The sequence below is a fragment of the Arthrobacter sp. cf158 genome, assembly GCF_900106835.1.
Classification (GTDB): domain Bacteria; phylum Actinomycetota; class Actinomycetes; order Actinomycetales; family Micrococcaceae; genus Arthrobacter.
The window spans coordinates 58999-84981 of sequence record NZ_FNNR01000002.1 but is presented as its reverse complement, the minus strand read 5'-3'; the positions used below and the strand labels follow the sequence as shown (position 1 = coordinate 84981).

Sequence of the window (25983 nt, the reverse complement as noted above, 5' to 3'; positions counted from 1 at the left end):
GGTGACGGCGCCGTCCGCTATGTGGGCGCCGTCACCTTCAGTTCTGATCAGGTCAGTTAAAACGGACGACGGCGGCGCTGGCGCCGGGAAGCCTCAAGGTGCCCTCGTCCAAGGCTGCCTGGGGGTCGGTGGCCAGCAAAACGGAGCCGTCCAGTGGTGTCCCGAGTGCTTGATCCCCGAAGTTGCACACCACCCGAACGTTGCCGCGGGAGAACTGCAGCCAGTGTTCGTCGTCGTCGAACTCGACGGACGTCCCCCCGAAACCGCCGTCCACCAACTCAGGCGTGTTGCGGCGCAGCTGTGCTAAATCCTTATACAGCTGGAGCAGGCGCGCGTGATCCCCTTCGCCGGCTTCGTCCCACGTGAGCTTGGAGCGGTGGAATGTTTCCGGATCCTGGGGGTCTGGAACAACGGATGGATCCCAGCCCATTCGCTCAAACTCCTTAATCCGCCCCTCGGCTGTTGCTTTGCCAAGCTCCGGTTCCGGATGCGAGGTGAAGAACTGCCATGGTGTGGACGCGCCAAACTCCTCCCCCATGAACAGCATGGGGGTGAAGGGTGACGTCATGGTCAGCACTGCGCCGATGGCCAGTTTGCCGACAGGCACAGATGCAGTGAGCCGGTCTCCAATGGCCCGGTTGCCAATTTGATCGTGGTTCTGGAGGCAGACCACCAAGGCCGACGGATGGGCCAGGTCATGCCGAATGGGCCTGCCATGGTGCCGCCCGCGGAAACTGGAATAACTGCCGTCATGGAGGAATCCGTGCTCCAGGACCTTCGCCAGGACTGCGAGCGAGTCGAAGTCCGAATAATACCCGGTGGTCTCACCGCTGAGGTTGACGTGGAGGGCGTGATGGAAGTCGTCGCTCCATTGGCCTTCCAGCCCATAACCATTGTCCTTGCGGGGGTAGATGAGCCGCGGATTGTTCAGGTCCGATTCCGCGATCAGGGTCTTTGGGATTCCCGTCTCGGCCTCGATCTGGTCCGCCAAGGCCCCAAATTCCTCGAGGATGTGCACTGCCCGTTCGTCCCGCAGTGCATGGACTGCATCGAGTCGCAGGCCATCCACGTGGTAATCGCGGAGCCACATCGCGGCGTTCTCCAGGATGTAGCGGCGCACATCGTCAGAGCCCGGGCCGTCAAGGTTCACGGAGTCACCCCAGGTGTTGCCCTCCCCCGATTTCAGGTAGGGCCCGAACTTGGGCAGATAGTTTCCGCTGGGCCCGAGGTGGTTGTAGACAACGTCCTGGATGACGCCCAGTCCCACTGCGTGCGCCGCATCAACGAATCGTTGGTAAGCGGCCGGACCACCATAGGGCTCGTGGACGGCATACCACAGGACGCCGTCGTAGCCCCAGTTGTGGACTCCGTTGAAGCCGTTGACCGGGAGCAACTCAACGAAATCGACGCCGAGGTCCACCAGGTAGTCCAGTTTCCCGACGGCCGCATCAAGCGTGCCCTCCGGGGTGAAGGTTCCCACGTGGAGTTCGTAGATGACGGAGCCTTGGAGGCTGCGTCCCTTCCAGCCGGAATCTTTCCAGGCATGGGCGTCGGGATTGAACGTGGCGGACAAGCCGTGAACGCCGTCCGGTACCCTCCGCGAACGGGGATCGGGAAACGGCCCTTCCCCGTCCACGAGGTAGCCATAGCGCAGTCCGTCAGCTTCCCCTGCCACAGCGTCAGCCGGCGCGCGCCACCAACCGGTGGCGGCGCCGTCGTGATGTTGTTCCATGGCGTACTCGCGGCCGTCCGCGAGCAACCGGACCGACCCGGCGTCAGGCGCCCAGACGTCGAAACGGTCTTTTCCAGCAGCGTGCTCCAGCATCATGCTCCCTGTACGTAATCTCAAGCGTTCGTTGCAGTGATGGTGTGGGTGGTTCGCGAATCAGTCTGTGGGCACCAACAGGGCCACCGGATACTGCTCCAACATGGTGCCCACCGGGACAGAGCCGGCACCGTATGTGGCTCCGGTGAGTTCGTCCCGAACGTTGGTTGTCAGCTCAATGGACGTGTTGCGCCAGCCACCTTCGGCTTCCAAGCGCTTGGGCAAGCGAGTACCGACCGTCACAGCACCCGGCGCTTCCGCTCCACGGTCGAAAGCAACCACGTGTGCCGCGGCCTCACCACGAACTTCCACAGCGCGGTAGCCACCAAACAGTTCAGGGCGGTCCCGGCGCAACCTCAAGGCCCGGGAAACAACAAGAAGCTTGGCGGATTCCTCGGTGGCAGCGGGCTTGGCGCCTTGGTCCAACTCCGCCAGCGCCTCCATGCGGGCTTGAAAGTCCACCGGCCGACGGTTGTCGGGGTCGGTCAAGGAACCATCCCTGAACTCAGTGCCCTGGTAGACGTCCGGGACACCGGGCATGGTCAGCTGGACCAGCTTCGCAGACAAAGAGTTGGAGGTGCCGTACGGTTCGAGCTCGGCAACGAAGTTCTCCAGGGCTGCAGCAACCTCCGGGACATCAAAAACGGCGTCGACGGCGGCAGCCAGGTGGCGTTCGAAGTCGGCGTCGGGATCGGTCCAGTTGGTGGAATTGCCTGCCTCGCGGGCCGCCTTCAAGGCATATGCCTGCAGACGACCGCGGTCTGCCGGCCATGCCCCGACAATCGACTGCCAAATAAGGGCAGCCAGCGGTCCGTCCGGGATCGGTGCCAGTTCCTGGACCGTTCCAAGGAACAGTTCCCATTCCGGGACTGCCTCGGAAATCACCGAAATCCGCGCCCGGGCATCCTCGCTGCGCTTGGTGTCGTGAGTGCTCAGCGTGGTCATGGAGAGCGGCAGCTCCGCTTGGCGGCGGGCCATCCGCTCGTGGAAATCCGGAGTGGTGACAGCAAACTCGGTAGGGTCTGCACCCACTTCAGTCAGCGTGCCCAGCCGGGTGAAGCGGAAGAACGCCGTGTCCTCTACCCCCTTGGCCATCACCATGCCCGAAGTCTGCTGGAAACGCCGGGCCAACGCCCCGTCACGGTCCAGCAGCAGTGGCTTCAGGTCTTCCAGCACAGCTTTCAGGTCTGCCCGGTTCTCGGCGGCGTGACCGATGGATTCCTCCAGGACTTCCCGACCGTAGGGAAGGTACGTCCGGTAGATGGGGAAGCAGCAGATGACTTCGGCGATCGCATCGGCCACCTTCTCCACAGGAAGCCCCAAGGACTCCGGAACCAGACGCGCCAGCCTGAGAACCTCCGAGCGCAGGATGCCGTCCGCGATACGGCGTTTGGTCCCATGGATCATGTCGCCGTAATCCGCTGGCTGTTCGGTGTCCCGCAATCTGGCGTCCAGGGAATCGAGATACTCTTCGGCTGCGGGATCCACAAAGAGGCGGTCCACGTCAGCGAGGGCGTCGTATCCTGTGGTGCCTTCACAATCGAAGGTGTCCGGCAGCTGCTCCCCCGGCTCCAGGATCTTCTCCACCAGTAGATACGCGCTGCCCGTGGCTTCCCGCAGCCTCGCCAGGTAGCCTTCGGGGTCTGCCAAACCGTCCGGGTGGTCGATCCTGAGGCCGTCCACCAGCCCTTCACGGAACCAGCGCACGATCTCTTGGTGGGATTCATCAAACACCCACGGCACCTCTACGCGCAGGCCGGCCAAGGTGTTCACCGCGAAGAACCGGCGATAGTTCAGTTCAGCGTCGGCCCTGCGCCACCCCACCAGCTGATAGTGCTGCCGCGCGTGGACGTCCTGGGGGCTGTCCCCGTCGCTGTAGGTGCCGTCAGCCAGGGGAAGGCGGTGATCGTAGTAGTGCAGTTCGCCGTCAACGATCCTGAGCTGGTCCAGCTCGTCGTCGTTACCCAGAATCGGAATCCGGATCCTCCCGCCGCCGAAGTCCCAATCGACGTCGAAGGCTTCAGCGTACTTGGACGTGCGCCCTTCCTTCAGAAGCTGCCACCACCAGGCATTCTGCCCGGGGGTGGCAACACCCATGTGGTTTGGCACAATGTCGGCCAAGATGCCCAGGCCCTGTTCGCGGGCGGCCTTGGACAGGGCAGCAAGCCCTTCGGGGCCGCCTCGCGAAGGATCCACGGTGGTGGGATCGGTGACGTCATAGCCGTGATCCGAGCCCTCCTCCGCGGTGAGGATTGGTGAGACATACACCCAGTCGACTCCAAGGGACCGCAGGTAGCCCGTAAGCTGCGCAGCGTCCTGCAGCGTCAACTCCGGACGGATTTGGAGCCGGTACGTCGAGATGGGCGTCCTCATGAGTCAGCCTTCTCCGACGAACCGGAGTCCTCATCCGCCGTGGAATCTCCCTTGTAGTCGAACGGCAGCGATGTCACCGCGGGTGCCGTGATGGATGCCGTTTCCGGAGTGCTGGTCTGGGTCAGCGCGGCAAGGGACGCTGCCACCGAGTGGTCCGGCTCAACTTCAGGGGTGCTGTGTGCCCGCAGCACCACCAATGACTTGCCGCCAACCATGAGGATCTGGTCCGGCTTGACCACCCCTGCTTCAGCGCCTTCTCCGGCGGTGTCAATCATGACGTCCCACGCCGGTGCATACTCATCCGAAGGGATCCGGAAGCCGACCTCGTCCTGGTCTGCGTTGAAGTACAGCAGGAAGTTTACGTCGGTGATGCGCCGGCCTTGGTTGTCGCGGCCATGAATTCCGTCACCGTTCAGGAATACACCAACGGAGCGGCCCAAGGCCTCGTCCCAATCCGAGGGGCTCATGGTGCTGGCATCGGCGTCCAGCCATACGATGTCCGGGAGCCGCTCGCCTTCGCCACGCAGTACCGGACGGCCGTCAAAGAAGCGGCTGCGGCGCAGGCTGGGGTGCTTGGCCCGGAGGGCGCACACCGCAGCGGTGAACTCGATGAGCGGCTGGTCCACGTTCTCCCAGTTGATCCACGTCAGTTCAGAGTCCTGGCAGTAACCGTTGTTGTTGCCGCGCTGCGTCCTGCCCAGCTCATCACCGTGGAGCAGCATGGGAACGCCTTGCGAAAGGAACAGGGTGGCGATGAAGTTGCGCTGCTGGCGTGCCCTCATTCCGAGCACCGTGGGATCGTCCGTAGGGCCCTCGGCACCACAATTCCAGGAACGGTTATGGGATTCGCCGTCGTTGTTGTCTTCGCCGTTGGCCTCGTTGTGTTTCTCGTTGTAGGAGACCAGGTCCGCAAGCGTGAAGCCATCGTGGGCGGTGACGAAGTTGATCGATGCCACCGGACGCCGGCCCGAGTGTTCGTAGAGGTCCGCGGAACCGGTCAGACGGGAAGCGAATTCACCCAAGGTGGAAGGTTCGCCACGCCAGAAGTCGCGGACGGTGTCGCGGTACTGGCCGTTCCATTCCGTCCACTGCGGCGGGAAGTTGCCCACTTGGTAACCCCCGGGGCCAACGTCCCACGGCTCGGCGATGAGTTTCACCTGGGACACTACGGGGTCCTGCTGGATCAGTTCGAAGAAGGTGGAAAGCTTGTCTACGTCGTAGAATTCGCGGGCCAGCGTGGAAGCGAGGTCAAAGCGGAAACCGTCCACGTGCATCTCGGTCACCCAGTAGCGCAGCGAGTCCATGAGCAGCTGGAGGGAATGCGGGCTGCGGACATTCAGTGAGTTACCGGTGCCGGTGTAGTCCATGTAGTACTTCTGGTCATCTTCCACCAGGCGGTAGTACGCGGAGTTGTCGATGCCCTTGAAGGACAGCGTGGGTCCCAGGTGGTTGCCCTCAGCGGTGTGGTTGTAGACGACGTCCAGGATGACTTCGATGCCGGCGGTGTGCAGGGCCCGCACCATGGCCTTGAAGTCCTGGACCTGCTGGCCGGTATCGCCCTTGGAGCTGTAGCTGTTGTGCGGGGCGAAGAAGCCAATGGTGTTGTAGCCCCAGTAGTTGTTCAGGCCTTTGTCCTGCAGGATGCCGTCGTTGACGAATTGGTGCACCGGCATGAGTTCGATGGCCGTGATGCCCAGCTTCTGCAAGTGCGAGATGACAGCAGGGTGGGCGACGCCGGCATAGGTGCCGCGCTGCTCCTCCGGAACCTCCGGGTGCATCTGGGTAAGGCCCTTGACGTGGGCCTCGTAGATGACCGACTTGTGGTACGGAATCCGCAGCAGTTTGTCGCCGTCCCAGTCAAAGAACGGATTGATGACCACGCCCAACATCATGTGGGGCGCCGAATCCTCGTCATTGCGGGAATCAGGATCGCCCATGTTGTAGGAGAACAGGGCCGGATCCCAGTCGATTTGCCGGTGGACTGCCTTGGCATAGGGATCCAGCAGCAGCTTGTTGGGGTTGAAGCGCTGACCGGCGTCGGGGTCGTAGGGACCGTGGACCCGGTAGCCGTACTTCTGCCCGGGCTGAACCTGGGGCAAGTAGCAGTGCCATACAAAACCATCTACCTCGGTGACATCAACGCGGACTTCCCCGCCGTCGTCGTCGAAGAGGCACAATTCCACTTTCTCGGCCTTCTCGCTAAACAGCGCGAAGTTGGTGCCGGTGCCGTCAAAAGTGGCACCCAGCGGATAAGCCGATCCAGGCCAGACTTCCATGCGTTCTCCTCTTGGTGATGCGGATAACCTGCTGCAAGCCTACTCATGTCCCCGACATTGACAGTAACCTTATGGTCTTGTTCGGTCGTATTCCGCCGCGAGCGAACCCATAACGCACGGCACCGCCGCCGCGATCGCCGATGCGGTAAGGGGGCCGCCGGAAAAATCAGTGGATGCGGCCACTCCCGCGCGCCCATGGATACTCGCCGCCACGGCGGCCGCAGCAGCCCAGCGGTCATCGGGGTCCAGGCCCAACGCTGCGTACGCGCCGGCGTCGTCCTTGATGGATTCCGCACACTGCGCCACCAGTGCACCAAGAACGCCAGCCAAAACGTCGCCACTGCCCGCGGTGGCCATCCACGCAGTGCCCTCAGACTGGCTAAAAACCACGCCCGACGGCGACGCCACCAGTGTGGTGGCACCCTTCAGGAGCACTGTTGCCCCGGTTTGTTCCGCAGCCTGCCGCACAAAGTGCAATGGCCGGGATTCGATGTCTTCACGGGTTACCGCTACCTCCCCTGTGGAGGGCAGGGTGCCTAACAGCGTGGCCAATTCACCAGCGTGCGGGGTCAGGATCCAGTGAGGCGGGCACCGTTCCGGCAAGAGGCTCAAGGCACCGGCATCCACCACCACAGGCAAGCCAGCGGTGAGGGCTGCGGCAGCAACGGCCCGGGCACGCTCCATTTGTTCCTCGCCATCAACACCCGAACCCAGCAGCCACGCTTGGACCCTGCCGGGGTCTCCGGACTCCCACAAGGCTTCGGGGGTGCGGCCAAGGACCAATTGCGCAGCAGATTCGGGACCAAGGTAGCGCACCATCCCCACTCCGGCCGTAGCCGCAGCATGGACGCTCAGGACCCCAGCCCCGGCAAACCTCGCCGAACCTGCCACGACGCCAAGGACGCCTCTGGAGTATTTGTGCGCACGGCGATCGGGAGCGGGCAGCAACGCGCCAAGCTCCACGGCAGTGATACGGCGCAGTTCGGCCTCTTCGGGTGACAGCGACTCCTCTATGCCGATCCGCGCAAGTTCGATGCGTCCCGAGCAGCCCTCACCCGGATCCGTCATCAGCCCGGCTTTGATGCCACCAAAAGTCACAGTGACGTCCGCGTCCAGGACGGGCCAGTGGACTTCTCCGGTATTGGCGTCCAGCCCGCTGGGGAGGTCGCAGGCCACCACCAGGGCTGGGCGCAGCTCCTGGAGCAAGGCGATGAGTTCGGCTGAAGCACCACGGAGTCCGCCCCGGGCGCCGGTACCGAGCAGTGCATCAATGATCACATCGTTGCCCGCACACATGACTGCCAGCTCTTCGGCATTCCCGGGTTCCAAACGCAGCGTCCGGCCGCCCGCCGCGACAAAGGCAGCCAGAGCCTCCGGGTGCACTTCAGAAGCGGCGAGTACCGCCGTCGTGCGCATTCCCCTGCGCGCGAGGAAAGACGCGGCAAAAAGGCCGTCGCCGCCATTGTTTCCCTTGCCGGCCAGTACGGTGATGCCGGCACCGGCCAGCTTGCGCCTGCTTTTGACTTCGCGGGCCACGGTTTGCGCCAGGCCGTAGGCAGCCCGCTGCATAAGAACAGCGCCCTCACCGGAGTCCAGGAGCGGTTGTTCCGCGTCCCTGATCTGTTGTCCGGTGAAGGCGCTGATCATTGCTGTTGAGAGTCCGTTCAGCCCTCGGCGAGGACAGTCGCCGTCGCGATGCCGCCGTCGTGGCTGATGGACAGGTGCCAACGCTTGACGCCTTTGGCCTCAGCCACGGCAAGCACGGTTCCCTTGACCTGGACCGTAGGGCCGTTCTGGTCGAGGCCGATCCAGCAGTCCTGCCAGTTCATGCCTGCCGGAGCGCCCAGGACCTTGGCCACTGCTTCCTTGGCTGCAAAACGGGCAGCCAAGGACCGGGTATTAAGTTCCCGTTCGGCAGGAACAAACAAGCGGTCCCGGAGACCGGGGGTCCGTTCCAACTGCCGGCCGAACCGCTCGATGTCTACGACGTCTACGCCAATGCCAACAATCATGGCGTTATTCTACGGTGACGCTCTTGGCGAGGTTACGCGGCTGATCCACGTCATAGCCCTTGGCGCCGGCGAGTTCAGCAGCGAAGATCTGCAGCGGAACGGTGGTCAGCAGCGGCATCAGCAGCGTGGGCGTCTCCGGTACGTAGAACACCTGCTCTGCGTAGTCCTTGACCGACTCGTCGCCTTCTTCAGCGATGACCAGGGTACGGGCACCACGTGCGCGCACTTCCTGGATGTTGCTGACTACCTTCGAGTGCAGGGAGTCGCGGCCACGCGGCGACGGCACAACGACGAAGACCGGCTGGCCGTCGTCGATCAGGGCGATGGGACCATGCTTGAGCTCGCCGGCTGCGAAGCCTTCAGCGTGGATGTAGGCAATTTCCTTGAGCTTCAAGGCACCTTCGAGGGCTACCGGGTATCCAACGTGGCGGCCCAGGAACAACACGGACTTTTCGTCCTTCATGCTGCGGGCGAGCTCGCGCAGAGGACCGGCGTTGTCCAGAATGTGCTGGATCTTGGCCGGGATCTTGTTGAGGTCCGCGAGGACGTCCTTGATCTGGCCGGAGAAGATGTTGCCACGCAGCTGGGCCAGGTACAGACCCAGCAGGTAAGCAGCAGTGATCTGCGCCAGGAATGCCTTGGTGGAAGCAACAGCGATTTCCGGGCCGGCGTGCGTGTAGAGCACGGCGTCGGACTCGCGCGGGATGGTGGATCCGTTGGTGTTGCAGATGGAGATCGTCTTGGCACCCTGCTCGCGGGCGTAGCGGACGGCCATCAGCGTGTCCATGGTCTCGCCCGACTGGCTGATGGAAACCACCAGAGTGTTGGAGTCGACGATCGGATCGCGGTAGCGGAACTCGTGTGCAAGCTCCACTTCCGTGGGAATACGGCACCAGTTCTCTATCGCGTACTTTGCCACCAGGCCGGCGTAAGCTGCGGTACCGCAAGCCAGGACGATGATCTTGTCAACCTGCTTCAAGAGCTCGGGGTCGATGCGGACCTCGTCCAGGGTCAGCTTGCCGTCAAGGTCCGAGCGGCCCAGGAGGGTCTGCGCAACGGCGTCGGGCTGGTCGTGGATTTCCTTCTCCATGAAGGAGTTGAAGCCACCCTTTTCGGCAGATGCCGGATCCCAGTCAACGTGGTATTCCTTGCCTTCGGCGGGAGCGCCGAAGAAGTCGGTGATTTCCACGGAATCCGCGGTGATGGTAACGATCTGGTCCTGGCCCAGTTCCACGGCGCGACGGGTGTAGTCGATGAAGCCGGAGACGTCGGAGCCCAGGAAGTTCTCGCCGTCGCCCAAGCCCACTACCAGCGGGGAGTTGCGGCGGGCTGCCACAACCACGTCAGGCTGGTCGGCGTGGACAGCGAGGAGGGTGAAGGCGCCCTCAAGGCGCTGGCAGGCAAGGCGCATGGCCTCGGTGAGGTTGCCGCCGTCGCCATTGAGTTGGTTGCGGAAGATGTCGCCAACCAGGGCGGCCGCAACCTCGGTGTCGGTTTCCGACTCAAAGGTAACGCCCTTGGCGAGCAGTTCCTGCTTGAGCTCGGCGAAGTTTTCGATGATGCCGTTGTGAATCAGCGCCAGGCGCCCGCCGTCGGAGAGGTGCGGGTGCGCGTTGCGGTCCGTGGGGCCGCCGTGCGTGGCCCAACGGGTATGGCCAATGCCGGTAAGGGATTCAGGGACCGGGTTTGCTTCCAGCTCCGCGATCAGGTTGCTCAGCTTGCCGGACTTTTTGCGGGACGAAATCGTCCCGTCAGCCACCACTGCGACGCCTGCGGAGTCATAGCCGCGGTACTCAAGACGACGCAGCCCTTCCACGACGACGTCAAGGGCGCTGTGACCAGCTGCCTTGCGAGACGAATTGCCAACATAGCCTACGATTCCACACATGGGTACAAGCCTAACGGCTAGCGCAAACAACTGACGTGGGACATCCCAGCTCCTCCCCTTGCGGTGGAGACGTCCATCACTCACAATTCACCTTCCCGTCGTCGCGCATTTCCTGATCCGGCACGCGGAGGGCAGAATCATGAGCGTGACTTTGCAACGCACCGAAGCTAATGGCGACGGCGCTTCCCCGTTCGTGGAGCTGGACCGGCAGACGTGGTCCCGGCTCGCGGCACAGATGGAGCAGCCCCTCAACGAAGAGGACATCTTCCGTCTCCGCGGACTTGGCGATCCCCTGGACATGAAGGAAGTCAGGGAGGTCTATCTGCCGCTTTCACGGCTCCTGCACCTGTACGTCCAGGCTTCGCACCAACTTCATGCCGCCACCACCACGTTCCTGGGCGAACAAACGCAGCGCACGCCGTTCGTGATTGGCGTTGCAGGCTCGGTGGCTGTCGGTAAGTCCACCATCGCCCGCGTCCTCCGGGAAATGCTGCGCCGCTGGCCGGGGACGCCCAACGTGGAACTCATCACCACGGACGGGTTTCTGTACCCCCTGGCGGAGCTCAAACGCAGGCACCTGCTGGAACGCAAGGGCTTCCCGGAATCCTATGACCGCCGCGGGCTCCTTCGCTTTGTGTCCGAAGTCAAAGGCGGGGCCGAGGAAGTCCGGGCACCGTGGTATTCCCACGTTACCTACGACATCGTGCCGGGCAAGGAAGTCGTGGTGCGGCGTCCTGACGTCCTGATCGTGGAAGGCTTGAACGTTCTGGCCCCGGCCCGACCCCGCATGGATGGCAAACAAGGACTGGCCGTCAGCGACTTCTTCGACTTCTCCATCTACGTCGATGCCAAGACTTCCTACATCGAGGAATGGTACGTTGACCGGTTCCGGAAGCTGCGCACCACTGCCTTCGCGCAGCCGGAGTCCTACTTCCACCGGTACGCCACACTGTCCGACGACGATGCCGAATCGACCGCCCGCGGCATTTGGAAGCGCATCAACGAACCGAACCTCGAAGAAAACGTGCTGCCCACACGCGGGCGGGCGCAACTGGTGCTGACCAAGGACGCGGACCACTCCATCCGGCGCATGTTGCTTAGGAAGGTCTAGCGTGGCCAAACCCCTTCCCAACCGGCGGGCATTCGCAGGCTTCCTCACTGCGGGGGCCGGTATGGCAGCCCTGGCCGCCTGCACGCCGGACAAAGCCGTTCCCTCCCCCGCCGCTGCCAATGCGCCCAGCATGGCCTCCCATGCCCCTTCTGCAACGCCCTCCAGTGTCCCCACCACGGATCCGGCGGCTGTAACTCCCCCGGCCAGCCCGGAGCCTTCCAGCGCAGCTCCCTCCAGCGCCGTTGCTCCTCAGCATTCCCTCACGGATCCCACCAGCCCTTGGGTCATCGTGAACAAGCACCGGCCGCTGAATCCCCAGGACTTCGTTCCGGCAGACCTCGTCCAGCCGAACGTTCGGCTCGCCGTCAGCGGCGAAGCATCCATGGTTAACAGCACGACGGCGGCTGCCGCAGAAAAGATGTTCGGCGCTGCCGCATCCGAGGGCGTCGTCATGGCCTTGGCTTCGGGCTACCGCTCTTACACCACGCAGGTGGCCACGTACAACGGGTACGTCGCCAGCACCGGCCAGGCGGCAGCTGACCGTGCGTCCGCCCGCCCCGGACATTCGGAACACCAAACGGGCTGGTCCTTCGACATCGCGGATGGCGGCGGCGCCTGCAGCTTCCAACCGTGTTTTGCCGATCAACCGGCTGCCGTATGGGCCAAAGCCAATGCCCACAAGTTCGGATTCGTGGTCCGGTATCCATGGATGTTCCACGACACCACGGGTTATTTCTACGAGTCCTGGCATCTGCGCTACGTAGGTGTCGAGGCCGCCACGGACATGGCCAATCGGGGCATCGCGACCCTCGAGGAGTACTTCGGGCTGGAAGCAGCGCCCGACTATCTCTAGCACTTAAAAAGGGTTCGGCCCGCATCGCTGGCCAACCAGCGGTGCGGGCCGAAGCCGTGGGGAGTTCTTAGACAGCCAGTTCGCTGCTTGCACCAAGGCGTTCCTTGACGACGGCAGCCAGACCGGTGCAGATGCGCTCTGCGGTTTCCATGTCCGCAGCTTCCACCATGACGCGCACCAGTGCCTCCGTGCCGGACGGGCGGAGCAGCACACGGCCGGTCTCCCCCAGTTCGAGCTCGGCAGCGGCTACTGCGGCCGCCACGCCTTCGTCAGTGCCCGCGCGTGCCTTATCCACGTCCTTGACGTTGATCATCAGCTGCGGCAGCTTGGTCATCGCGGTGGCAAGTTCCTTGAGGCTCCGGCCTGTCAGGGCAACCTGCGCTGCCAACTGCAGGCCGGTCAGGACACCATCGCCGGTGGTCGCGTAATCGGAGAAGATCACGTGGCCGGACTGTTCGCCGCCCAGGTTGTAACCGCCGTCGCGCATTTCTTCCAGGACATAACGGTCGCCTACTCCGGTTTCCCGGATGGTGATGCCGGCATCACGGAGGGCGATCTTCAGCCCCAGGTTGCTCATGACGGTCGCAACCAGGATGTTGTCCTTGAGCTTGCCGGCCTCGTTGAGGGCCAATGCCAGGATCGCCATGATCTGGTCACCGTCTACCTCGTTGCCTTCATGGTCAACCGCAAGGCAGCGGTCAGCGTCGCCGTCGTGGGCGACACCAAGGTCAGCCCCGTGCTTCACTACCGCTTCCTTCAACGGACCCAAGTGCGTGGAGCCGACCCCTTCATTGATGTTCAGACCATCAGGCTCGGCGCCAATAACGATGACATCCGCGCCGGCGTCTTTGAAGACCTGGGGCGAACAACCACTGGCCGCGCCGTGGGCGCAGTCCAGGACAACTTTCAGGCCGTCCAGGCGCTGGGGAAGCGTGCCCAACAGGTGCACGATGTAACGGTCCTCAGCGTCCGAGAAGCGCTGGATGCGTCCGACGTCCGCTCCAATCGGGCGCTGCGGCTCTTTGCCGAGCTGCGCCTCAATGGCATCTTCCACGTGGTCCGGGAGCTTCTGGCCACCCCGGGCAAAGAACTTAATGCCGTTGTCCGGCGCGGGGTTGTGGGAGGCCGACAACATGACGCCGAAATCAGCGTCGAGATCTGCCACCAAGTAAGCGGCAGCCGGTGTGGGGAGGACGCCGGCGTCATAGACGTCGATGCCCGAGCTGGACAGCCCTGCCTCGACGGCTGCGGCGAGGAACTCGCCACTCGCTCTCGGGTCCCTCGCGACAACGGCACGCGGCCGTTTGCCGTTGGTTGCGCGGTCATGGCCAAGTACGACGGCGGCGGCCTGGGCGAGCTGCATAGCCAGCTCAGCGGTGAGCAATCCGTTCGCGAGACCGCGCACGCCATCTGTTCCAAATAATCTAGACATCGGCTCAAGTTTAGACGACGACGGGACGCCATCAGTTCAGGGGCGTGTCGGAGCGTCACATGAGCGCCGGGATTCGGTGGGCGGCAGTGGCCTTTTAAACGGCGAACGCCCGCCCCGCCGAAATGGCGGAACGGGCGTTCGATACCCCAGCGGTGGCCGCGAGAGCGGCCATCGGTCCGGGAAAGCGGGTTTAGCGCTTGGAGTACTGCTGAGCCTTGCGTGCCTTCTTGAGACCGGCCTTCTTACGCTCGATGACGCGGGCGTCACGGCGCAGGTAACCGGCCTTCTTGAGGGTAGCGCGGTTGTTGTCGACGTCGATCTCGTTCAGCGAGCGAGCAACACCGAGGCGCAGTGCACCGGCCTGGCCGGAGATGCCACCGCCGTGGATGCGGGCGATGACGTCGTAAGCGCCTTCGAGATCAAGGATCTTGAAAGGTTCGTTGACGTCCTGCTGGTGCAGCTTGTTCGGGAAGTAGTTGTCCAGCGTGCGGCCGTTGATGGTCCACTTGCCGGAACCCGGAACAACGCGAACGCGTGCAACGGCTTCCTTGCGACGGCCAACAGCTGCACCGGCAACGGTCAGTGCCGGGCGTTCCTTCTTCGGCGCGTCTTCAGCAGACGTGCTTTCAGAGGTGTAGCTGGTGAGGGTTTCCTCAGCCTCGACGGCTTCGGCGGTCAGTTCTTCGTTCTGAGCCACGGTTCTCCTTGTAATGAAAAGTTGGTTGGTGGCCAGGACTACTGGGCGACCTGGGTGATTTCGAAAGTCTTCGGCTGCTGTGCAGCGTGGGGGTGCTCGGGGCCTGCGTAGACCTTGAGCTTGCCCAGCTGCTGAGCTGCGAGGGAGTTCTTGGGGAGCATGCCCTTGATGGCCTTCTCAACAGCGCGAACCGGGTTGGATTCCAACAGCTCGGCGTAGTTGACGGAGGTCAGGCCGCCCGGGTAACCGGAGTGGCGGTATGCGCGCTTCTGCTCCAGCTTGGCGCCGGTGAGGGCAACCTTTTCAGCGTTGATGATGATGACGAAGTCGCCCATGTCCATGTGGGACGCAAAGGTCGGCTTGTGCTTTCCGCGCAGCAGTGTTGCGGTCTGGCTGGCAAGACGACCAAGGACAACGTCGGTGGCGTCAATGACGTGCCACTGGCGGTTGATATCGCCGGGCTTCGGGGTGTACGTACGCACGGTTTTGCCTCGTTCTTGTTCTGGCGTTCATGTTTTAGGCCACACGCAATAAGGCGTGTACCTACTATGTATGCGCTACCGGAGCAGAGGTGAGGGCTCTATGTACCAGTTATCCCAGGATCTCGAAATGCCTCTGGAGTTAGCGATCCTGCAACTGGATCCCCCGCAAGGCATGTGTCATCGAGATAGGACACGCACAACGACTCTAAACAATACCTTCAACGGGGCGCCCGGGTCAAAATGGGGTATCCGCCCCTCGGGGTCAAGCACCGCGCAGAGGGAGAGCACATGACCCACGACCCCACGCTCCCCCTCCTTGTTGCCTTGGGCGGCCTGTTGTTGAGCCCGGCGTCCGAGTTCCTGATCGCCCGGATACTGCCGCGACTTGGCGGACTCCCTGCCCTTAAGATCCGGATCACGACGGCGGCAGTCACCGCGCTGCTGTTTGGCCTGCTTGCGTGGCGTTTTGGCTTTTCTCCGGAATTGCCGGCGTTCCTGTTATTGGCACTGCTTGGCGCGCAGCTTGCGAGGATCGATTTCACGCTGCATTTGCTGCCCAACCCCTTGGTTTTACTGTTGCTGACGGGCAGTTTAGTACTTCTCGCCCCGGCCGCCGCCTTCACGCCGGACTGGCCCGGGCTGTTCCGAGCCCTCGCCGGAGGGGCAATCCTGTTCTCCGGCTACCTGATTCTTGGACTTTTTTCGCCGGGAAGCATCGGAATGGGCGATGTGAAGCTCGCGGCACCCCTCGGAATGTACTTGGGGTACTTGGGTTGGGAGCAAGTACTCTATGGCGGCCTCCTGGGATTCGTGGTGGGCGGGGTGCTGACGGTGCTGATGTTGCGTCTGCGACGCAAGGAAATGCCCGCAGAAACCGCTCACGGGCCCGCCATGATCGCAGCCGCCATTGGCGTGGTGCTGGTACTCCAATAGGAGCTTCCCGCGGGGTTCGATGCGGCTCGATTCTCGCCGGTTTCCCTAAGGGTGCTGACAAAAACAAGTAGTCCTGCCCTTCCGCTCACCCCTAAACCGAGTACACCCCTGCCCCGGAACGAGTGGTGGCATAACGCCGCCCCGTGAATTCGCGTAGGACTACGCATTGTTTGGCAACCCTCCCAGGGTGAATTCTTATCTCATCGAAATCCGAACCGCTAAAGGAAACATGGGGGTAGTTCGGGAGTCGAAGCAAATTCCGATAATTTGCTGGACCTATAACCTATTTCGCAAATCATTTTTCTGGGAAGGATTTACCAATGTCTGCTTTCATTTTCACCGTCACCTCGTACATCGCCGGCGTCAAGGACCGCTTCACCAAAGAGGAGAAGGGCGCGACGATGGTTGAATACGGCATCATGGTCGCCTTCATCGCGCTCCTGGTGCTTGCGGCCGTCACCCTCCTTGGTCCGCAGATCGCAAACCTCTTCACCCGAGTGGACGCCGCCATCTAGGCATCACCACCCCAAACGCAGTTTTGGCTCTGGTGGCATCGTTCCACCGGAGCCAAAACTGCTTTCCGAATAGTTCCACTTTCAGCCCTATCTGGGAAAGCCGGGGAATCGACATGGATCGGAAAGAACGAGGCGCGGTAGCAATTGAAATGGCGATCCTCCTGCCACTGTTGCTTCTCATCCTCATAGGAATCATCGAGTTCGGACGCGTGCTTAACGTGCAGGTATCCCTGACACAAGCGGCACGGGAGGGTGCACGCTATGCAGCGGTTCACTATCAGGATGGCGGTTTGGATGTTGCCGGCACGGCATTGACCGCAGCGCCTTCGTTGGATGGTTTAGGGGTAAGTGTCACCGACAACGCTTCCAGTTGCACGCCCGGCTCGAATGTCGAAGTTACAACCAGCGTTTCGCTGCCGTCGATGTCGGGATTCCTGGACGCCGGTTTCTTCGGAGCACCGGGAATCTTCCCACTCAACATGACAGGGGTTGGGGTGATGAGATGCGGCGGCTAAAGCAAATCCGGGATAAGAGCCAGACTCCGCCGAATGACATCCGGTCAAACGAACGGGGAGCAGCAACCATAGTTGTCGCAGGGTTGATGGTTGTCCTTTTGGGCTTCGCGGCTCTGGCCATAGATGTCGGCGCCCTGTATGCGGAGAAGGCCCAACTGCAGAACGGCGCCGATGCCGCCGCGCTGGCCATCGCAACCGATTGCGCCAACGGGAATTGCGGAGACAGCACTGCAACGGCAAACAGCTTCGCCAACAGCAACGCCAATGATGGTTCCAGCGGATCCGCCGTGTCGTTTCCGGCGTCCACCACCGTCCGCGTTGTGACGAATGCACGCGATGACGGCTCAGGGGCGAACAGCTTCTCACTGTACTTCGCCCGGGTTCTGGGGATGGACACAGCAACCGTGGATGCCGCCGCGGAAGCCCAATGGGGTGCGCCAAACGCTGCGACGACGTTGCCGTGGACTGTGAGTGAGTGCGTTTTCAAGAAGTACCTCTCACCGACTCAACTGGCATCGCTCAACTCCACAGGCAACTTCTCCGGCGACCCAATTCCCACCCATATCCTGCTTCGCTACGACGAAAACGCCCCCACTATGCCAGGTTGCGCTGCACAAAACGGCTACCAACCCGGTGGTTTTGGGTGGCTCGTCACCAACGCGGGTTGCTCCACAAACATCTCTGTCAACGCGACTGTCAACGGGCAAACCGGCAATCATTTCCCCAACGCGGCCGCTTGTGACGCTGTACTTTCCACCATCATGGACGAACCCGCGCTCATACCACTTTTCAAGACTGCAACCGGAAACGGAAGCAATGCAAAGTACACGCTGATCGGCTTCGCAGCCTTTCAGGTCACCGGTTACAAGTTCAGCGGATCAGGGGCGGTACTCGACCCTCTAGCCCCTAACTGCACTGGAAACTGCCGGGGGCTTCAAGGGTACTTCTCCCGCTTCGTATCTCTCGAAGAGGGCTCGCAGATAGGCGGCACTGTCCCCAACTACGGCGCCTCCGTAGTCACACTGACCGATTAGCTGCGCGCAGTATCAACAAATGCATCACCAAAGCTCGAAAGGAGTTAAAAGTGAAAACACGCCTACTGGGAGGCATTGCAGCACTGCTCTTGGCAGTCATTGGCACCGTTTTGCTGGTTACCTATGTACAGGGAGCAGACAAACGTGCGCAGCAAGGGCTCGATCCCGTCAACGTCCTGGTCGTCAAGGAACGTGTTCCGGCTGGTACCAAGGCCGAGGAGCTTGATTCAAAGGTTCGGGTGGAAACCCTTCCACAGACCGCGGTAGCGCCTGGCACCATCCAGGCACTCACTGACCAGAAGGGAAAGGTCACTTCGGCCGACCTTCAGCCCGGCGAGCAACTGCTGGGCGTCAAGCTCGTGGACCCGAAGGAGCTGGCGCCTGGGACCGTGCCAGTGCCGGACGGCCTGCAGGAAGCTACCTTTGTCCTTGCCCCGGAAAGAATCCTCGGTGGAAGAATTGAAGCCGGAGACGCTGTCACAGTATTCGCATCCTTCAAGTTGGATGAGGCCGTTCCGGCAGGAGCCGGCCTTCCAGCCGGTATGACCGGGTGGAAAGACTTCACGGAACTGCTGTATCACGACGTCTTGGTGACAGCAGTTCAGCAAGCAGCACCTGATGCCGAGAAGTCGGCCGGAGCCGACAAGGGAGTAGCGCTGCCGAATGGTTCCGCCTATGTCACCGTCGCCCTCAGCGATGCGAACGCTGCAAAGATGGTCTTTGGCGCTGAATTTGGCACGCTCTGGCTCTCCAAGCAGACCGACAAGACCGTGAAGACGGACCCACCCACCACCAATTTTGGAGGGCTGGTCCAATGAGCCGCTTCGTAGCCATCACGGCGGTCCGCGACTTCGAAGGCCGTGTGCGTCAAGCCGTCACCGGCGCGCTGCACGGCGACCTGCAAACTCTGTCGCCCGATGTACTGACGGGCGGAACAGATGACGTTTTCAAGCAGCTGACCGGGGCACCGCCGGAAGTCATGATCTTGGGGCCTGGCGTAAACCCGGACGACGCCCTGAAGCTGGCTACGGTCTTCGACCTCCAATACCCGGAAATCAGTCTCCTGCTGGTATCGGACCCGAGCCCGGACATCATCCTTCGCGCCATGCACGCCGGGATTCGAGACGTCGTGACACCTGAGATCGACGTCAACGAGCTACGGGTTCTCTTGGAAAGGGCCTGTTTGGCCGCAGCCAGCAGGCGCCGTGGAATGCAGTCGGTTTCCGAACCCGGTCAGGAAAGGGGCAGAGTCATAGCTGTCATGTCACCCAAAGGTGGCGTTGGCAAGACTACTGTTGCGACGAACCTTGCCGTCGGGCTGGGTGCCGTTGCCCCGATGAGTGTCGTGATTGTGGATCTGGATCTCCAATTCGGAGATGTTGCTTCCGGCTTGCTGCTTGAGCCGGAGCATTCCATCACCGAGGCTGTTCATGGCTCAGCCTCACAGGACTCCATGGTTCTCAAGGCATTCCTCACTGTGCACCCGTCAGGCATCTACGCGCTCTGCGCACCCAAGAAGCCGTCTGAGTCGGATTACATCACGGCGGATCACGTGACAAGGCTGATCAACCAACTTGCCACAGAGTTCAGGTACGTCGTAGTGGATACTGCCCCGGGCTTGGGCGAGCATTGCCTCGCAACGTTGGAGCTTGCGACGGATGGCGTTTGGGTATGCGGAATGGACGTACCCAGCATCCGCGGCTTACGGAAGTGCTTCAGCGTTTTGAGAGAACTCCAACTCCTGCCGCAAGGCCGGCATACTGTGCTGAACTTCGCGGACAGGAAGAGCGGAATCTCCGTCCAGGACGTCGAAGCCACCATTGGAGTGCCCATCGACACCGTGATTCCACGATCGCGGAATCTCCCCTATTCGACCAACCGTGGGGTGCCTGTTCTCCAAGGGACCTCGCGGGACTCAGCCGTAAAGGGGCTGAAAAAACTCGTGGAACGCTTCGATCCCCGGCTGGAAACAGTCCCCCAGGGCAAACTTCACCGAAGGGTGGTGGTCTCGTGAAACTGTCAGAACGGCTCTCGAAGAAGAACCCGGACATTATCGCCGAAGCCCAGGCTTCCGACGACGGACATCAGGACGAGGACCCGCGCAGCGCTCAAACCCTGCCACCCGCCAGCGGCCCGATGTTGGGCGGAACTCTTTCCGCGCCAGCGGTGGATGCTCTTGCCGGCCTGAAACAACGGGCAGCTTCGGCGCTCTTTGATCGCATGGGAAGCAGAATTGGGGACACATCGTCTTCCGAGGAGGAATTGCGTTCCTTCGCTGTTGAGGAACTGTCGGCTGTCATTGACGAAGAACAGGTGCCGCTCAGTCCCGAAGAGCGGCGGCGGCTGATTCGCGAGATTTCGGACGAAGTGATGGGGTTTGGTCCCCTGCAGCGCCTCTTGGAGGACCCTTCTGTCACGGAAGTCATGGTGAATCGCTTCGACCAGATCTACGTCGAGCGACATGGACACTTGGCCTTCACGGACCTGCAGTTCAGCTCCGATGCCCACCTCAGAAAAGTCATTGAGCGGATTGTATCCAAGGTCGGACGTCGCATAGATGAGTCCTCGCCACTCGTGGATGCCCGGCTGGAGGACGGTTCCCGTGTCAATGCCATCATTCCTCCTCTGGCCGTGAACGGTCCGTCGCTCACCATCAGGAAATTCAGTCACGTTCCCTTGACGGTTCGAAATCTCATCGACTGGGGATCGATGAGCCACGAAATGGCTGAACTGCTCAGTGCCTGCGTGCGTGCCCGGTTAAACGTCATCGTCTCCGGAGGAACGGGAACGGGCAAGACAACGCTTTTGAACGTGTTGTCGTCGTTCATCCCGGAATCCGACCGGATTGTCACCATCGAGGACGCTGTGGAACTCCAGCTGCAGCAACGTCATGTGGTCAGGTTGGAAAGTCGCCCGCCCAATATCGAGGGTAAGGGCGCCGTCACCATTCGAGACCTGGTGCGTAACTCACTCCGTATGCGGCCCGATCGGATCATTGTCGGGGAAGTACGTGGTGGAGAATCACTCGACATGCTCCAGGCCATGAACACAGGGCACGACGGCTCGTTGTCGACGGTCCATGCAAACTCCCCTCGCGATGCCATCGCACGGCTGGAGACCCTTGTCCTGATGGCAGGCATGGACCTGCCGCTCCGAGCAGTGCGGGAGCAAGTATCCTCGGCCGTCGACTTGATCGTCCAAGTCACGCGATTACGCGATGGAAGCAGGCGAATCACGCACGTCACCGAAGTACAGGGGATGGAGGGCGAGGTCGTGACCCTCCAGGATGCATTTCTGTTCGACTACGCAGCTGGACTCGATTCCGAGGGCCGCTTCCTTGGCAAGGCCCTGCCTACAGGCATTCGCCCTCGCTTCCTGGACCGCTTTACGGAACTGGGGATCAATGTTCCGCCTTCCGTCTTCGGAGCCGCACCGGTCACCAGCGGGAGGCGGTAAACGTGGACACTCCAGTACTGTTCTTTTCCGCGATTGCTTCATGTGCTGCCGCCCTCCTGATTCTCGTCGTCGTGGTGATGAAGCCCCGCAACGGAAGCATTCCCCTGGAGCGCCGCCGCCTGGGCTTCACCCCGGACGAGTCGGCGTTGGGGCGAGTATCCCAGTCTGCCGTCCAAGTGGTTGACACTGCCCTTGGCCGTTCGGGAGGACCTTACAACAGGGAGGTTTTATACAAGGCAGGTGTGAAGCAGTCTCCAGCTGACTTTACGGTTCTGGTAGCCCTCGCCACCGTGATGCTGGGCATCCTGGGGGCGCTGCTGACCAATCCCCTGATCGGCGTCATGGCTGCCATAACAACCCCCTTTGCGGCAAAACTGGTTCTGGTCTATCGAACCGAGAAGCGTCGATCCAAATTTGAAACGCAATTGACCGACACCATACAGATGCTGATCGGCGGGCTTCGTGTTGGCCACAGCATCATGCGGTCGCTTGAGGCCGCGGCCCAGGAGTCTCAAGGTCCGACATCAGAAGAACTGGCCCGGATCGTCAATGAAGTGAGGATTGGCAAGGACGCCCGCCAAGCAATAGATGATTGCGCGGCCCGCATGGACAGCGAGGACTTTCGCTGGATCGGCCAGGCTATACAAATCAACCGCGAAGTCGGTGGAGACCTGGCAGAAGTTTTGGAACAAGTGGCGGGCACTATCCGCGAACGCAGTGAAATTAAGGGCCACGTCCGATCCCTGAGTGCTGAAGGCAGGATGTCTGCCGTCATCCTGATGGCATTGCCTGTTGGTGTTGGCGCGGTACTTGGCGTTATCAACCCGGGGTATCTGCGGGTTTTCGTCCACCACCCCGTCGGAATCGGATTAACGGTCCTGAGCTGCGTGCTCTTCGTCGTCGGGGGCTTCTGGATGAACCGCACCGTAAAGATCAAGTTCTAGGAGGTAAGTGACATGTCGACCCATGTGTGGCTGATCATCGCCGCGATTGTTCTTCCACTCGCCTACTTTGTCTGGTCCTTGGCCACCATCGACCGCAAGGGCATTGTGGCCATTAACACCAACCTAGGGTCGGGCTTCGCGCAGGGGGCCGGCGTCACCATCCAGCGGCCTCCCATGCTGCTTGGTGTCGCCCGGAAACTGACGCCAGGAAGTTACGAAGCCAAACTTGACCACTGGCTGGCACTTGCGGGGCGCCCGAAGTCCATGCCCCTCACTAAGCTCATTGCAATCAAGCCGATGATGGCGGCCGTCGGCGCCCTCTTCAGCATCCTGCTGTTCGTTGCCAACCCCAGCCCCACGGTTGTTGGGTTTGGTCTTTTCCTCTCGCTGTTTCTTTACTTCATTCCCGACCTGTTGGTCTACAACCAAGGCGCCAAACGGCAGGAAGCCATGAAGATGGAGTTTCCCAATACCCTCGACCAGATGTTGATTTCGGTTGAGGCGGGACTTGGTTTCGAGTCTGCCATGGAACGGGCATCCGCTCAGGGGACTGGTCCGCTGGCACATGAACTCATGAGGACCCTCCAAGACATCCAAGTAGGGAGGCCCCGGCAGGAGGCCTACGAGGCGTTGGCGGACCGTTCGACTCTGACGGACGTCCGCAGTTTCGTTCTTGCGGTCATTCAAGCAGACAAGTATGGAATCGGCATCGCCAACGTACTGCGTGCGCAGGCCAAACAAGCCCGTGTCAAGCGGCGTCAGAATGCAGAAGAGAAAGCCATGAAGTTGCCGGTCAAGGTTCTTTTCCCCCTGCTGTTCTGTATCTTCCCGGTACTCTTCATCATCCTTCTGGGCCCCGCAGGTATCAGAATCATGGAGGCATTCAGCTGACCCTGCCGTGCAGGAAATAGACCGGCACTTCGTGGATCCCAGACCACGGAGTGCCACAACGGCCCCCTTCCGGTACCCAGAGCCGGGAGGGGGTCCTCCAACGCCCGGACTGAAAGAAGACTACTCCCGCCGAGCCCGTGTCAGCTCAGCCCGGGCCAGGAGTTCACTGTCCGACGGGTAGGCCACTTCCTCCAGCACCAACGGGTGCGGGGCAGCCAGGACAGATTTGGCGTCGCGTTTCCGCTCCAGCAGGCGGTGGTGCAACCACGCCGGAGACTCAAGCTCCTCCCCCACACGCAGCGCAGAGCCCACCAGGGAACGCACCATGTTGTGGCAGAAAGCGTCGGCCTGCACTGTGGCTGTAATGACGCCGTCGCTCCCCCGGGAGAAGGCAAACTTCTGCAGCTCGCGGATGGTGGTGGCACCTTCGCGGGGTTTGCAATAAGAACGGAAGTCCTGAAGCCCCAGCAGCGAAGACGCACCCTCGTTCATCACAGAAACATCCAGCGGCGCTTTGTGCCACAGAGTGATGCCGCGGAGAACCGGATCCCACCGTTCAGGACCGTCAGCAATCCGGTAACTGTACCTTCGCCACAACGCCGAAAAGCGGGCGTCGAACCCTTCCGGCGCCAGACCGGCGTCGTGCACCTCCACAGCACCGGTGAGGCCACCAAGGATGCGGCTCAAGGCTCCGCGCAACCGCCGTAGAAGCGCGACGGCTGGATCAAGTTCGTGCCCGCGCGGCAGTGAGAGCCACTCGGCTTCAGTCAGGTCCAGATGAACCACTTGGCCGCGGGCGTGGACGCCGGCGTCGGTCCGGCCTGCGACTGTTACGCGAACGGGCCGTTGCAACAGGAGCCCCAACGCTTCCTCCAGCGAACCCTGCACCGTCCGAAGCCCTGGCTGCAATGCCCAACCGTTGAAGGGTCCGCCATCGTACGAAAGATCAAGCCGGACACGCAAAAACCCGCCGCCCCCCAAAACGGGGGCAGCGGGTTTTCGTTCGTTCATAGACTCAAGTCTACTGCGAAGAATTCAGTGAATTACTTCTTGTCCTCAGCGGCCGGAGCCTCTTCGGTTTCAGCAGCTTCAGCTTCAGTTGCCTCTGCCTCAGCGGCCGGAGCCTCTTCGGTTTCAGCAGCTTCGGTCTCTACGGCTTCGGTCTCAACGACCTCTTCCTCGGCAGCCGGAGCAGCCTTGGCAGCGGCAGCGGTTGCTTCAGCAACAACGGCCTGCTTCGGGGAAACCGGCTCGAGAACGAGCTCGATGACAGCCATGGGAGCGTTGTCGCCCTTGCGGTTGCCGATCTTGGTGATGCGGGTGTAGCCACCATCGCGGTTGGCAACAGCGCCGGCGATGTCGGTGAACAGCTCGTGGACAACGCCCTTGTCGCTGATCAGGCCGAGAACGCGGCGGCGGGAAGCGAGGTCGCCACGCTTGGCGAAGGTGACCAGACGCTCTGCGTACGGCTTGAGGCGCTTGGCCTTGGTGACCGTGGTGGTGATGCGCTTGTGCTCAAAGAGAGCAGCTGCCAGGTTCGCGAGCATCAGGCGCTCGTGAGCCGGGCCGCCTCCGAGGCGCGGACCCTTAGTGGGGGTAGGCATAGTTATTTCTCCTGTTATGTAAGCCGATCAGGTCCATTACTGGACCCGGCGGCCAAGATCTGCTGTTTAGAGCTCGTCGTCGCTGAACGCGGCGTCGTCCTCTTCGATGGCTGCGGCGCGGGCTGCGAGATCGAAACCGGGAGGGGAGTCCTTGAGGGACAGACCCAGTTCCACGAGCTTTGCCTTGACCTCGTCAATGGACTTCGCACCGAAGTTACGAATGTCCATCAGGTCAGCCTCGGAGCGGGCAACGAGTTCACCCACGGTGTGGATGCCCTCACGCTTGAGGCAGTTGTAGGAACGGACGGTGAGGTCCAGATCCTCGATCGGCAGAGCCATGTCCGCTGCCAGGGCAGCGTCCGTCGGCGACGGGCCAATCTCGATACCTTCAGCTGCGGTGTTCAGCTCACGAGCCAGACCGAACAGTTCCACCAAGGTGGTGCCTGCGGAAGCAACAGCATCGCGCGGGGCGATAGCCTGCTTGGTCTCGACGTCGACAATGAGCTTGTCGAAGTCGGTGCGCTGCTCAACACGGGTAGCTTCCACGCGGAAAGTTACCTTCATGACCGGCGAGTAGATCGAGTCAACCGGAATACGGCCGATCTCGGAGTCGCCGGACTTGTTCTGAGCTGCCGAAACGTAGCCACGGCCGCGCTCGATGGTCAGTTCGAGTTCGAACTTGCCCTTCGAGTTCAGAGTGGCAATGTGCAGATCCGGGTTGTGGAATTCGACGCCGGCCGGCGGAGCGATGTCCGCGGCGGTGACGACTCCGGGGCCCTGCTTGCGCAGGTAAGCAACAACCGGCTCATCGTGCTCGGAGGAAACCGAAAGGTTCTTGATGTTCAGGATGATCTCGGTGACATCTTCCTTGACACCCGGAACCGTGGTGAACTCGTGCAGCACGCCATCGATCCGGATGCTGGTTACAGCGGCACCGGGGATGGAGGAGAGCAGGGTACGGCGGAGGGAGTTTCCGAGGGTGTAGCCGAAGCCCGGCTCCAGCGGTTCAATGATGAAACGGGAGCGGTTCTCGGATACAACTTCTTCAGACAGGGTGGGGCGCTGTGCAATGAGCACTTAGGTTTCCTTTCGGCGAGCATCCGCTATATGACGCAACACAGGTGGTGGAAATCGGCTTCGTT

Annotated in this window: 23 protein-coding genes; 11 read left to right on the top strand and 12 right to left on the bottom strand. The window is 61.7% G+C overall.

Annotated elements, in window-relative coordinates; genetic code table 11:
- Positions 1 to 52 precede the first annotated feature (52 nt).
- The 6 genes from treZ to glmS all read right to left on the bottom strand — a co-directional run bounded on the left by treZ (position 53) and on the right by glmS (position 10374).
- A complete protein-coding gene (treZ, locus tag BLW08_RS03330; protein ID WP_091323346.1) occupies positions 53 to 1825 on the bottom strand; it encodes a malto-oligosyltrehalose trehalohydrolase in 1773 nt (590 codons plus the stop codon).
- A gap of 60 nt (positions 1826 to 1885) precedes the next feature.
- Positions 1886 to 4198, bottom strand: coding sequence for a malto-oligosyltrehalose synthase (treY, locus tag BLW08_RS03325; RefSeq protein WP_091323345.1), 2313 nt, complete (start codon positions 4196 to 4198; stop codon positions 1886 to 1888).
- On the bottom strand, positions 4195 to 6474 hold the full coding sequence (gene glgX / locus BLW08_RS03320; RefSeq protein WP_090817831.1) for a glycogen debranching protein GlgX: 2280 nt from the start codon (positions 6472 to 6474) through the stop codon (positions 4195 to 4197). The genes treY and glgX overlap by 4 nt, the downstream gene beginning before the upstream one ends.
- 69 nt (positions 6475 to 6543) lie before the next feature.
- Entirely contained in the window at positions 6544 to 8121 is a 1578-nt protein-coding gene (locus tag BLW08_RS03315) for an NAD(P)H-hydrate epimerase (RefSeq protein WP_175538561.1), read from the bottom strand.
- A 17-nt stretch (positions 8122 to 8138) separates the two neighbouring features.
- Positions 8139 to 8486, bottom strand: a complete 348-nt coding sequence (locus tag BLW08_RS03310; protein ID WP_018760400.1) for a holo-ACP synthase — start codon at positions 8484 to 8486, stop codon at positions 8139 to 8141.
- 4 nt (positions 8487 to 8490) lie between these two features.
- On the bottom strand, positions 8491 to 10374 hold the full coding sequence (glmS, locus tag BLW08_RS03305; protein ID WP_090817829.1) for a glutamine--fructose-6-phosphate transaminase (isomerizing): 1884 nt from the start codon (positions 10372 to 10374) through the stop codon (positions 8491 to 8493).
- 139 nt (positions 10375 to 10513) lie between these two features.
- Between glmS and coaA the strand changes: the two genes are divergently transcribed.
- Both coaA and BLW08_RS03295 read left to right on the top strand, forming a co-directional pair.
- Positions 10514 to 11485: a type I pantothenate kinase gene (gene coaA / locus BLW08_RS03300; RefSeq protein ID WP_026539842.1), complete on the top strand. Its 972-nt coding sequence runs from the start codon at positions 10514 to 10516 to the stop codon at positions 11483 to 11485.
- Between the two features lie 61 nt (positions 11486 to 11546).
- Positions 11547 to 12338 carry a M15 family metallopeptidase gene (locus BLW08_RS03295; protein WP_091323865.1) on the top strand — a complete coding sequence of 264 codons (792 nt, stop codon included), beginning with the start codon at positions 11547 to 11549 and terminating at the stop codon, positions 12336 to 12338.
- Between the two features lie 67 nt (positions 12339 to 12405).
- Here the strand turns inward: BLW08_RS03295 and glmM are convergent, their stop codons facing one another.
- From glmM to rplM, 3 genes are all read right to left on the bottom strand, one after another.
- The gene (gene glmM, locus BLW08_RS03290) at positions 12406 to 13770 is read right to left on the bottom strand and encodes a phosphoglucosamine mutase (protein WP_091323344.1); all 1365 of its coding nucleotides are present in this window, start codon (positions 13768 to 13770) and stop codon (positions 12406 to 12408) included.
- Between the two features lie 190 nt (positions 13771 to 13960).
- Entirely contained in the window at positions 13961 to 14467 is a 507-nt protein-coding gene (gene rpsI, locus BLW08_RS03285; protein ID WP_035760464.1) for a 30S ribosomal protein S9, read from the bottom strand.
- 38 nt (positions 14468 to 14505) lie between these two features.
- Complete coding sequence (gene rplM, locus BLW08_RS03280) at positions 14506 to 14949, bottom strand: 50S ribosomal protein L13 (RefSeq protein ID WP_011775554.1); 444 nt, start codon at positions 14947 to 14949, stop codon at positions 14506 to 14508.
- A gap of 288 nt (positions 14950 to 15237) precedes the next feature.
- On the opposite strand from rplM, the gene BLW08_RS03275 reads away from it, so the two are divergent.
- The 9 genes from BLW08_RS03275 (at position 15238) to BLW08_RS03235 (ending at position 23237) form a co-directional block, all read left to right on the top strand.
- A complete protein-coding gene (locus tag BLW08_RS03275) occupies positions 15238 to 15882 on the top strand; it encodes a prepilin peptidase (RefSeq protein ID WP_090817824.1) in 645 nt (214 codons plus the stop codon).
- 320 nt (positions 15883 to 16202) lie between these two features.
- Positions 16203 to 16397 (top strand): Flp family type IVb pilin, encoded by a 195-nt coding sequence (locus tag BLW08_RS03270; RefSeq protein ID WP_175538560.1) that lies wholly within the window; start codon positions 16203 to 16205, stop codon positions 16395 to 16397.
- A gap of 113 nt (positions 16398 to 16510) precedes the next feature.
- A complete protein-coding gene (locus tag BLW08_RS03265; protein WP_090817822.1) occupies positions 16511 to 16912 on the top strand; it encodes a TadE/TadG family type IV pilus assembly protein in 402 nt (133 codons plus the stop codon).
- Positions 16913 to 16917: 5 nt separating this feature from the next.
- On the top strand, positions 16918 to 17946 hold the full coding sequence (locus BLW08_RS03260; RefSeq protein ID WP_368086872.1) for a TadE/TadG family type IV pilus assembly protein: 1029 nt from the start codon (positions 16918 to 16920) through the stop codon (positions 17944 to 17946).
- A gap of 50 nt (positions 17947 to 17996) precedes the next feature.
- Positions 17997 to 18764 carry a Flp pilus assembly protein CpaB gene (locus BLW08_RS03255; protein WP_090817817.1) on the top strand — a complete coding sequence of 256 codons (768 nt, stop codon included), beginning with the start codon at positions 17997 to 17999 and terminating at the stop codon, positions 18762 to 18764.
- Complete coding sequence (locus BLW08_RS03250) at positions 18761 to 19960, top strand: CpaE/TadZ family protein (RefSeq protein WP_090817813.1); 1200 nt, start codon at positions 18761 to 18763, stop codon at positions 19958 to 19960. Before BLW08_RS03255 ends, BLW08_RS03250 begins: the two co-directional genes overlap by 4 nt.
- Positions 19961 to 20082: 122 nt before the next feature.
- Complete coding sequence (locus tag BLW08_RS03245; RefSeq protein ID WP_091323864.1) at positions 20083 to 21402, top strand: TadA family conjugal transfer-associated ATPase; 1320 nt, start codon at positions 20083 to 20085, stop codon at positions 21400 to 21402.
- 2 nt (positions 21403 to 21404) lie between these two features.
- Entirely contained in the window at positions 21405 to 22346 is a 942-nt protein-coding gene (locus BLW08_RS03240) for a type II secretion system F family protein (RefSeq protein ID WP_091323343.1), read from the top strand.
- 12 nt (positions 22347 to 22358) lie between these two features.
- Positions 22359 to 23237 carry a type II secretion system F family protein gene (locus BLW08_RS03235; protein ID WP_091323342.1) on the top strand — a complete coding sequence of 293 codons (879 nt, stop codon included), beginning with the start codon at positions 22359 to 22361 and terminating at the stop codon, positions 23235 to 23237.
- Between the two features lie 120 nt (positions 23238 to 23357).
- On the opposite strand, the gene truA is transcribed toward BLW08_RS03235, so the two are convergent.
- The 3 genes from truA to BLW08_RS03220 form a co-directional block, all read right to left on the bottom strand.
- Positions 23358 to 24248 (bottom strand): tRNA pseudouridine(38-40) synthase TruA, encoded by an 891-nt coding sequence (gene truA, locus BLW08_RS03230; RefSeq protein ID WP_175538559.1) that lies wholly within the window; start codon positions 24246 to 24248, stop codon positions 23358 to 23360.
- Positions 24249 to 24280: 32 nt separating this feature from the next.
- Positions 24281 to 24841: a 50S ribosomal protein L17 gene (rplQ, locus tag BLW08_RS03225; RefSeq protein ID WP_090817804.1), complete on the bottom strand. Its 561-nt coding sequence runs from the start codon at positions 24839 to 24841 to the stop codon at positions 24281 to 24283.
- 66 nt (positions 24842 to 24907) lie between these two features.
- The gene (locus BLW08_RS03220) at positions 24908 to 25918 is read right to left on the bottom strand and encodes a DNA-directed RNA polymerase subunit alpha (RefSeq protein WP_011775567.1); all 1011 of its coding nucleotides are present in this window, start codon (positions 25916 to 25918) and stop codon (positions 24908 to 24910) included.
- Positions 25919 to 25983: the final 65 nt, after the last annotated feature.

Coding starts and splice junctions, on each gene's coding strand:
- treZ (WP_091323346.1), bottom strand. CDS start 1,825: ATGCTGGAGCACGCTGCTGGAAAAGACCGTTTCGACGTCTGGGCGCCT.
- treY (WP_091323345.1), bottom strand. CDS start 4,198: ATGAGGACGCCCATCTCGACGTACCGGCTCCAAATCCGTCCGGAGTTG.
- glgX (WP_090817831.1), bottom strand. CDS start 6,474: ATGGAAGTCTGGCCTGGATCGGCTTATCCGCTGGGTGCCACTTTTGAC.
- BLW08_RS03315 (WP_175538561.1), bottom strand. CDS start 8,121: ATGATCAGCGCCTTCACCGGACAACAGATCAGGGACGCGGAACAACCG.
- BLW08_RS03310 (WP_018760400.1), bottom strand. CDS start 8,486: ATGATTGTTGGCATTGGCGTAGACGTCGTAGACATCGAGCGGTTCGGC.
- glmS (WP_090817829.1), bottom strand. CDS start 10,374: ATGTGTGGAATCGTAGGCTATGTTGGCAATTCGTCTCGCAAGGCAGCT.
- coaA (WP_026539842.1), top strand. CDS start 10,514: ATGAGCGTGACTTTGCAACGCACCGAAGCTAATGGCGACGGCGCTTCC.
- BLW08_RS03295 (WP_091323865.1), top strand. CDS start 11,547: ATGGCAGCCCTGGCCGCCTGCACGCCGGACAAAGCCGTTCCCTCCCCC.
- glmM (WP_091323344.1), bottom strand. CDS start 13,770: ATGTCTAGATTATTTGGAACAGATGGCGTGCGCGGTCTCGCGAACGGA.
- BLW08_RS03275 (WP_090817824.1), top strand. CDS start 15,238: ATGACCCACGACCCCACGCTCCCCCTCCTTGTTGCCTTGGGCGGCCTG.
- BLW08_RS03270 (WP_175538560.1), top strand. CDS start 16,203: ATGTCTGCTTTCATTTTCACCGTCACCTCGTACATCGCCGGCGTCAAG.
- BLW08_RS03265 (WP_090817822.1), top strand. CDS start 16,511: ATGGATCGGAAAGAACGAGGCGCGGTAGCAATTGAAATGGCGATCCTC.
- BLW08_RS03250 (WP_090817813.1), top strand. CDS start 18,761: ATGAGCCGCTTCGTAGCCATCACGGCGGTCCGCGACTTCGAAGGCCGT.
- BLW08_RS03245 (WP_091323864.1), top strand. CDS start 20,083: ATGTTGGGCGGAACTCTTTCCGCGCCAGCGGTGGATGCTCTTGCCGGC.
- BLW08_RS03235 (WP_091323342.1), top strand. CDS start 22,359: ATGTCGACCCATGTGTGGCTGATCATCGCCGCGATTGTTCTTCCACTC.
- truA (WP_175538559.1), bottom strand. CDS start 24,248: ATGAACGAACGAAAACCCGCTGCCCCCGTTTTGGGGGGCGGCGGGTTT.
- rplQ (WP_090817804.1), bottom strand. CDS start 24,841: ATGCCTACCCCCACTAAGGGTCCGCGCCTCGGAGGCGGCCCGGCTCAC.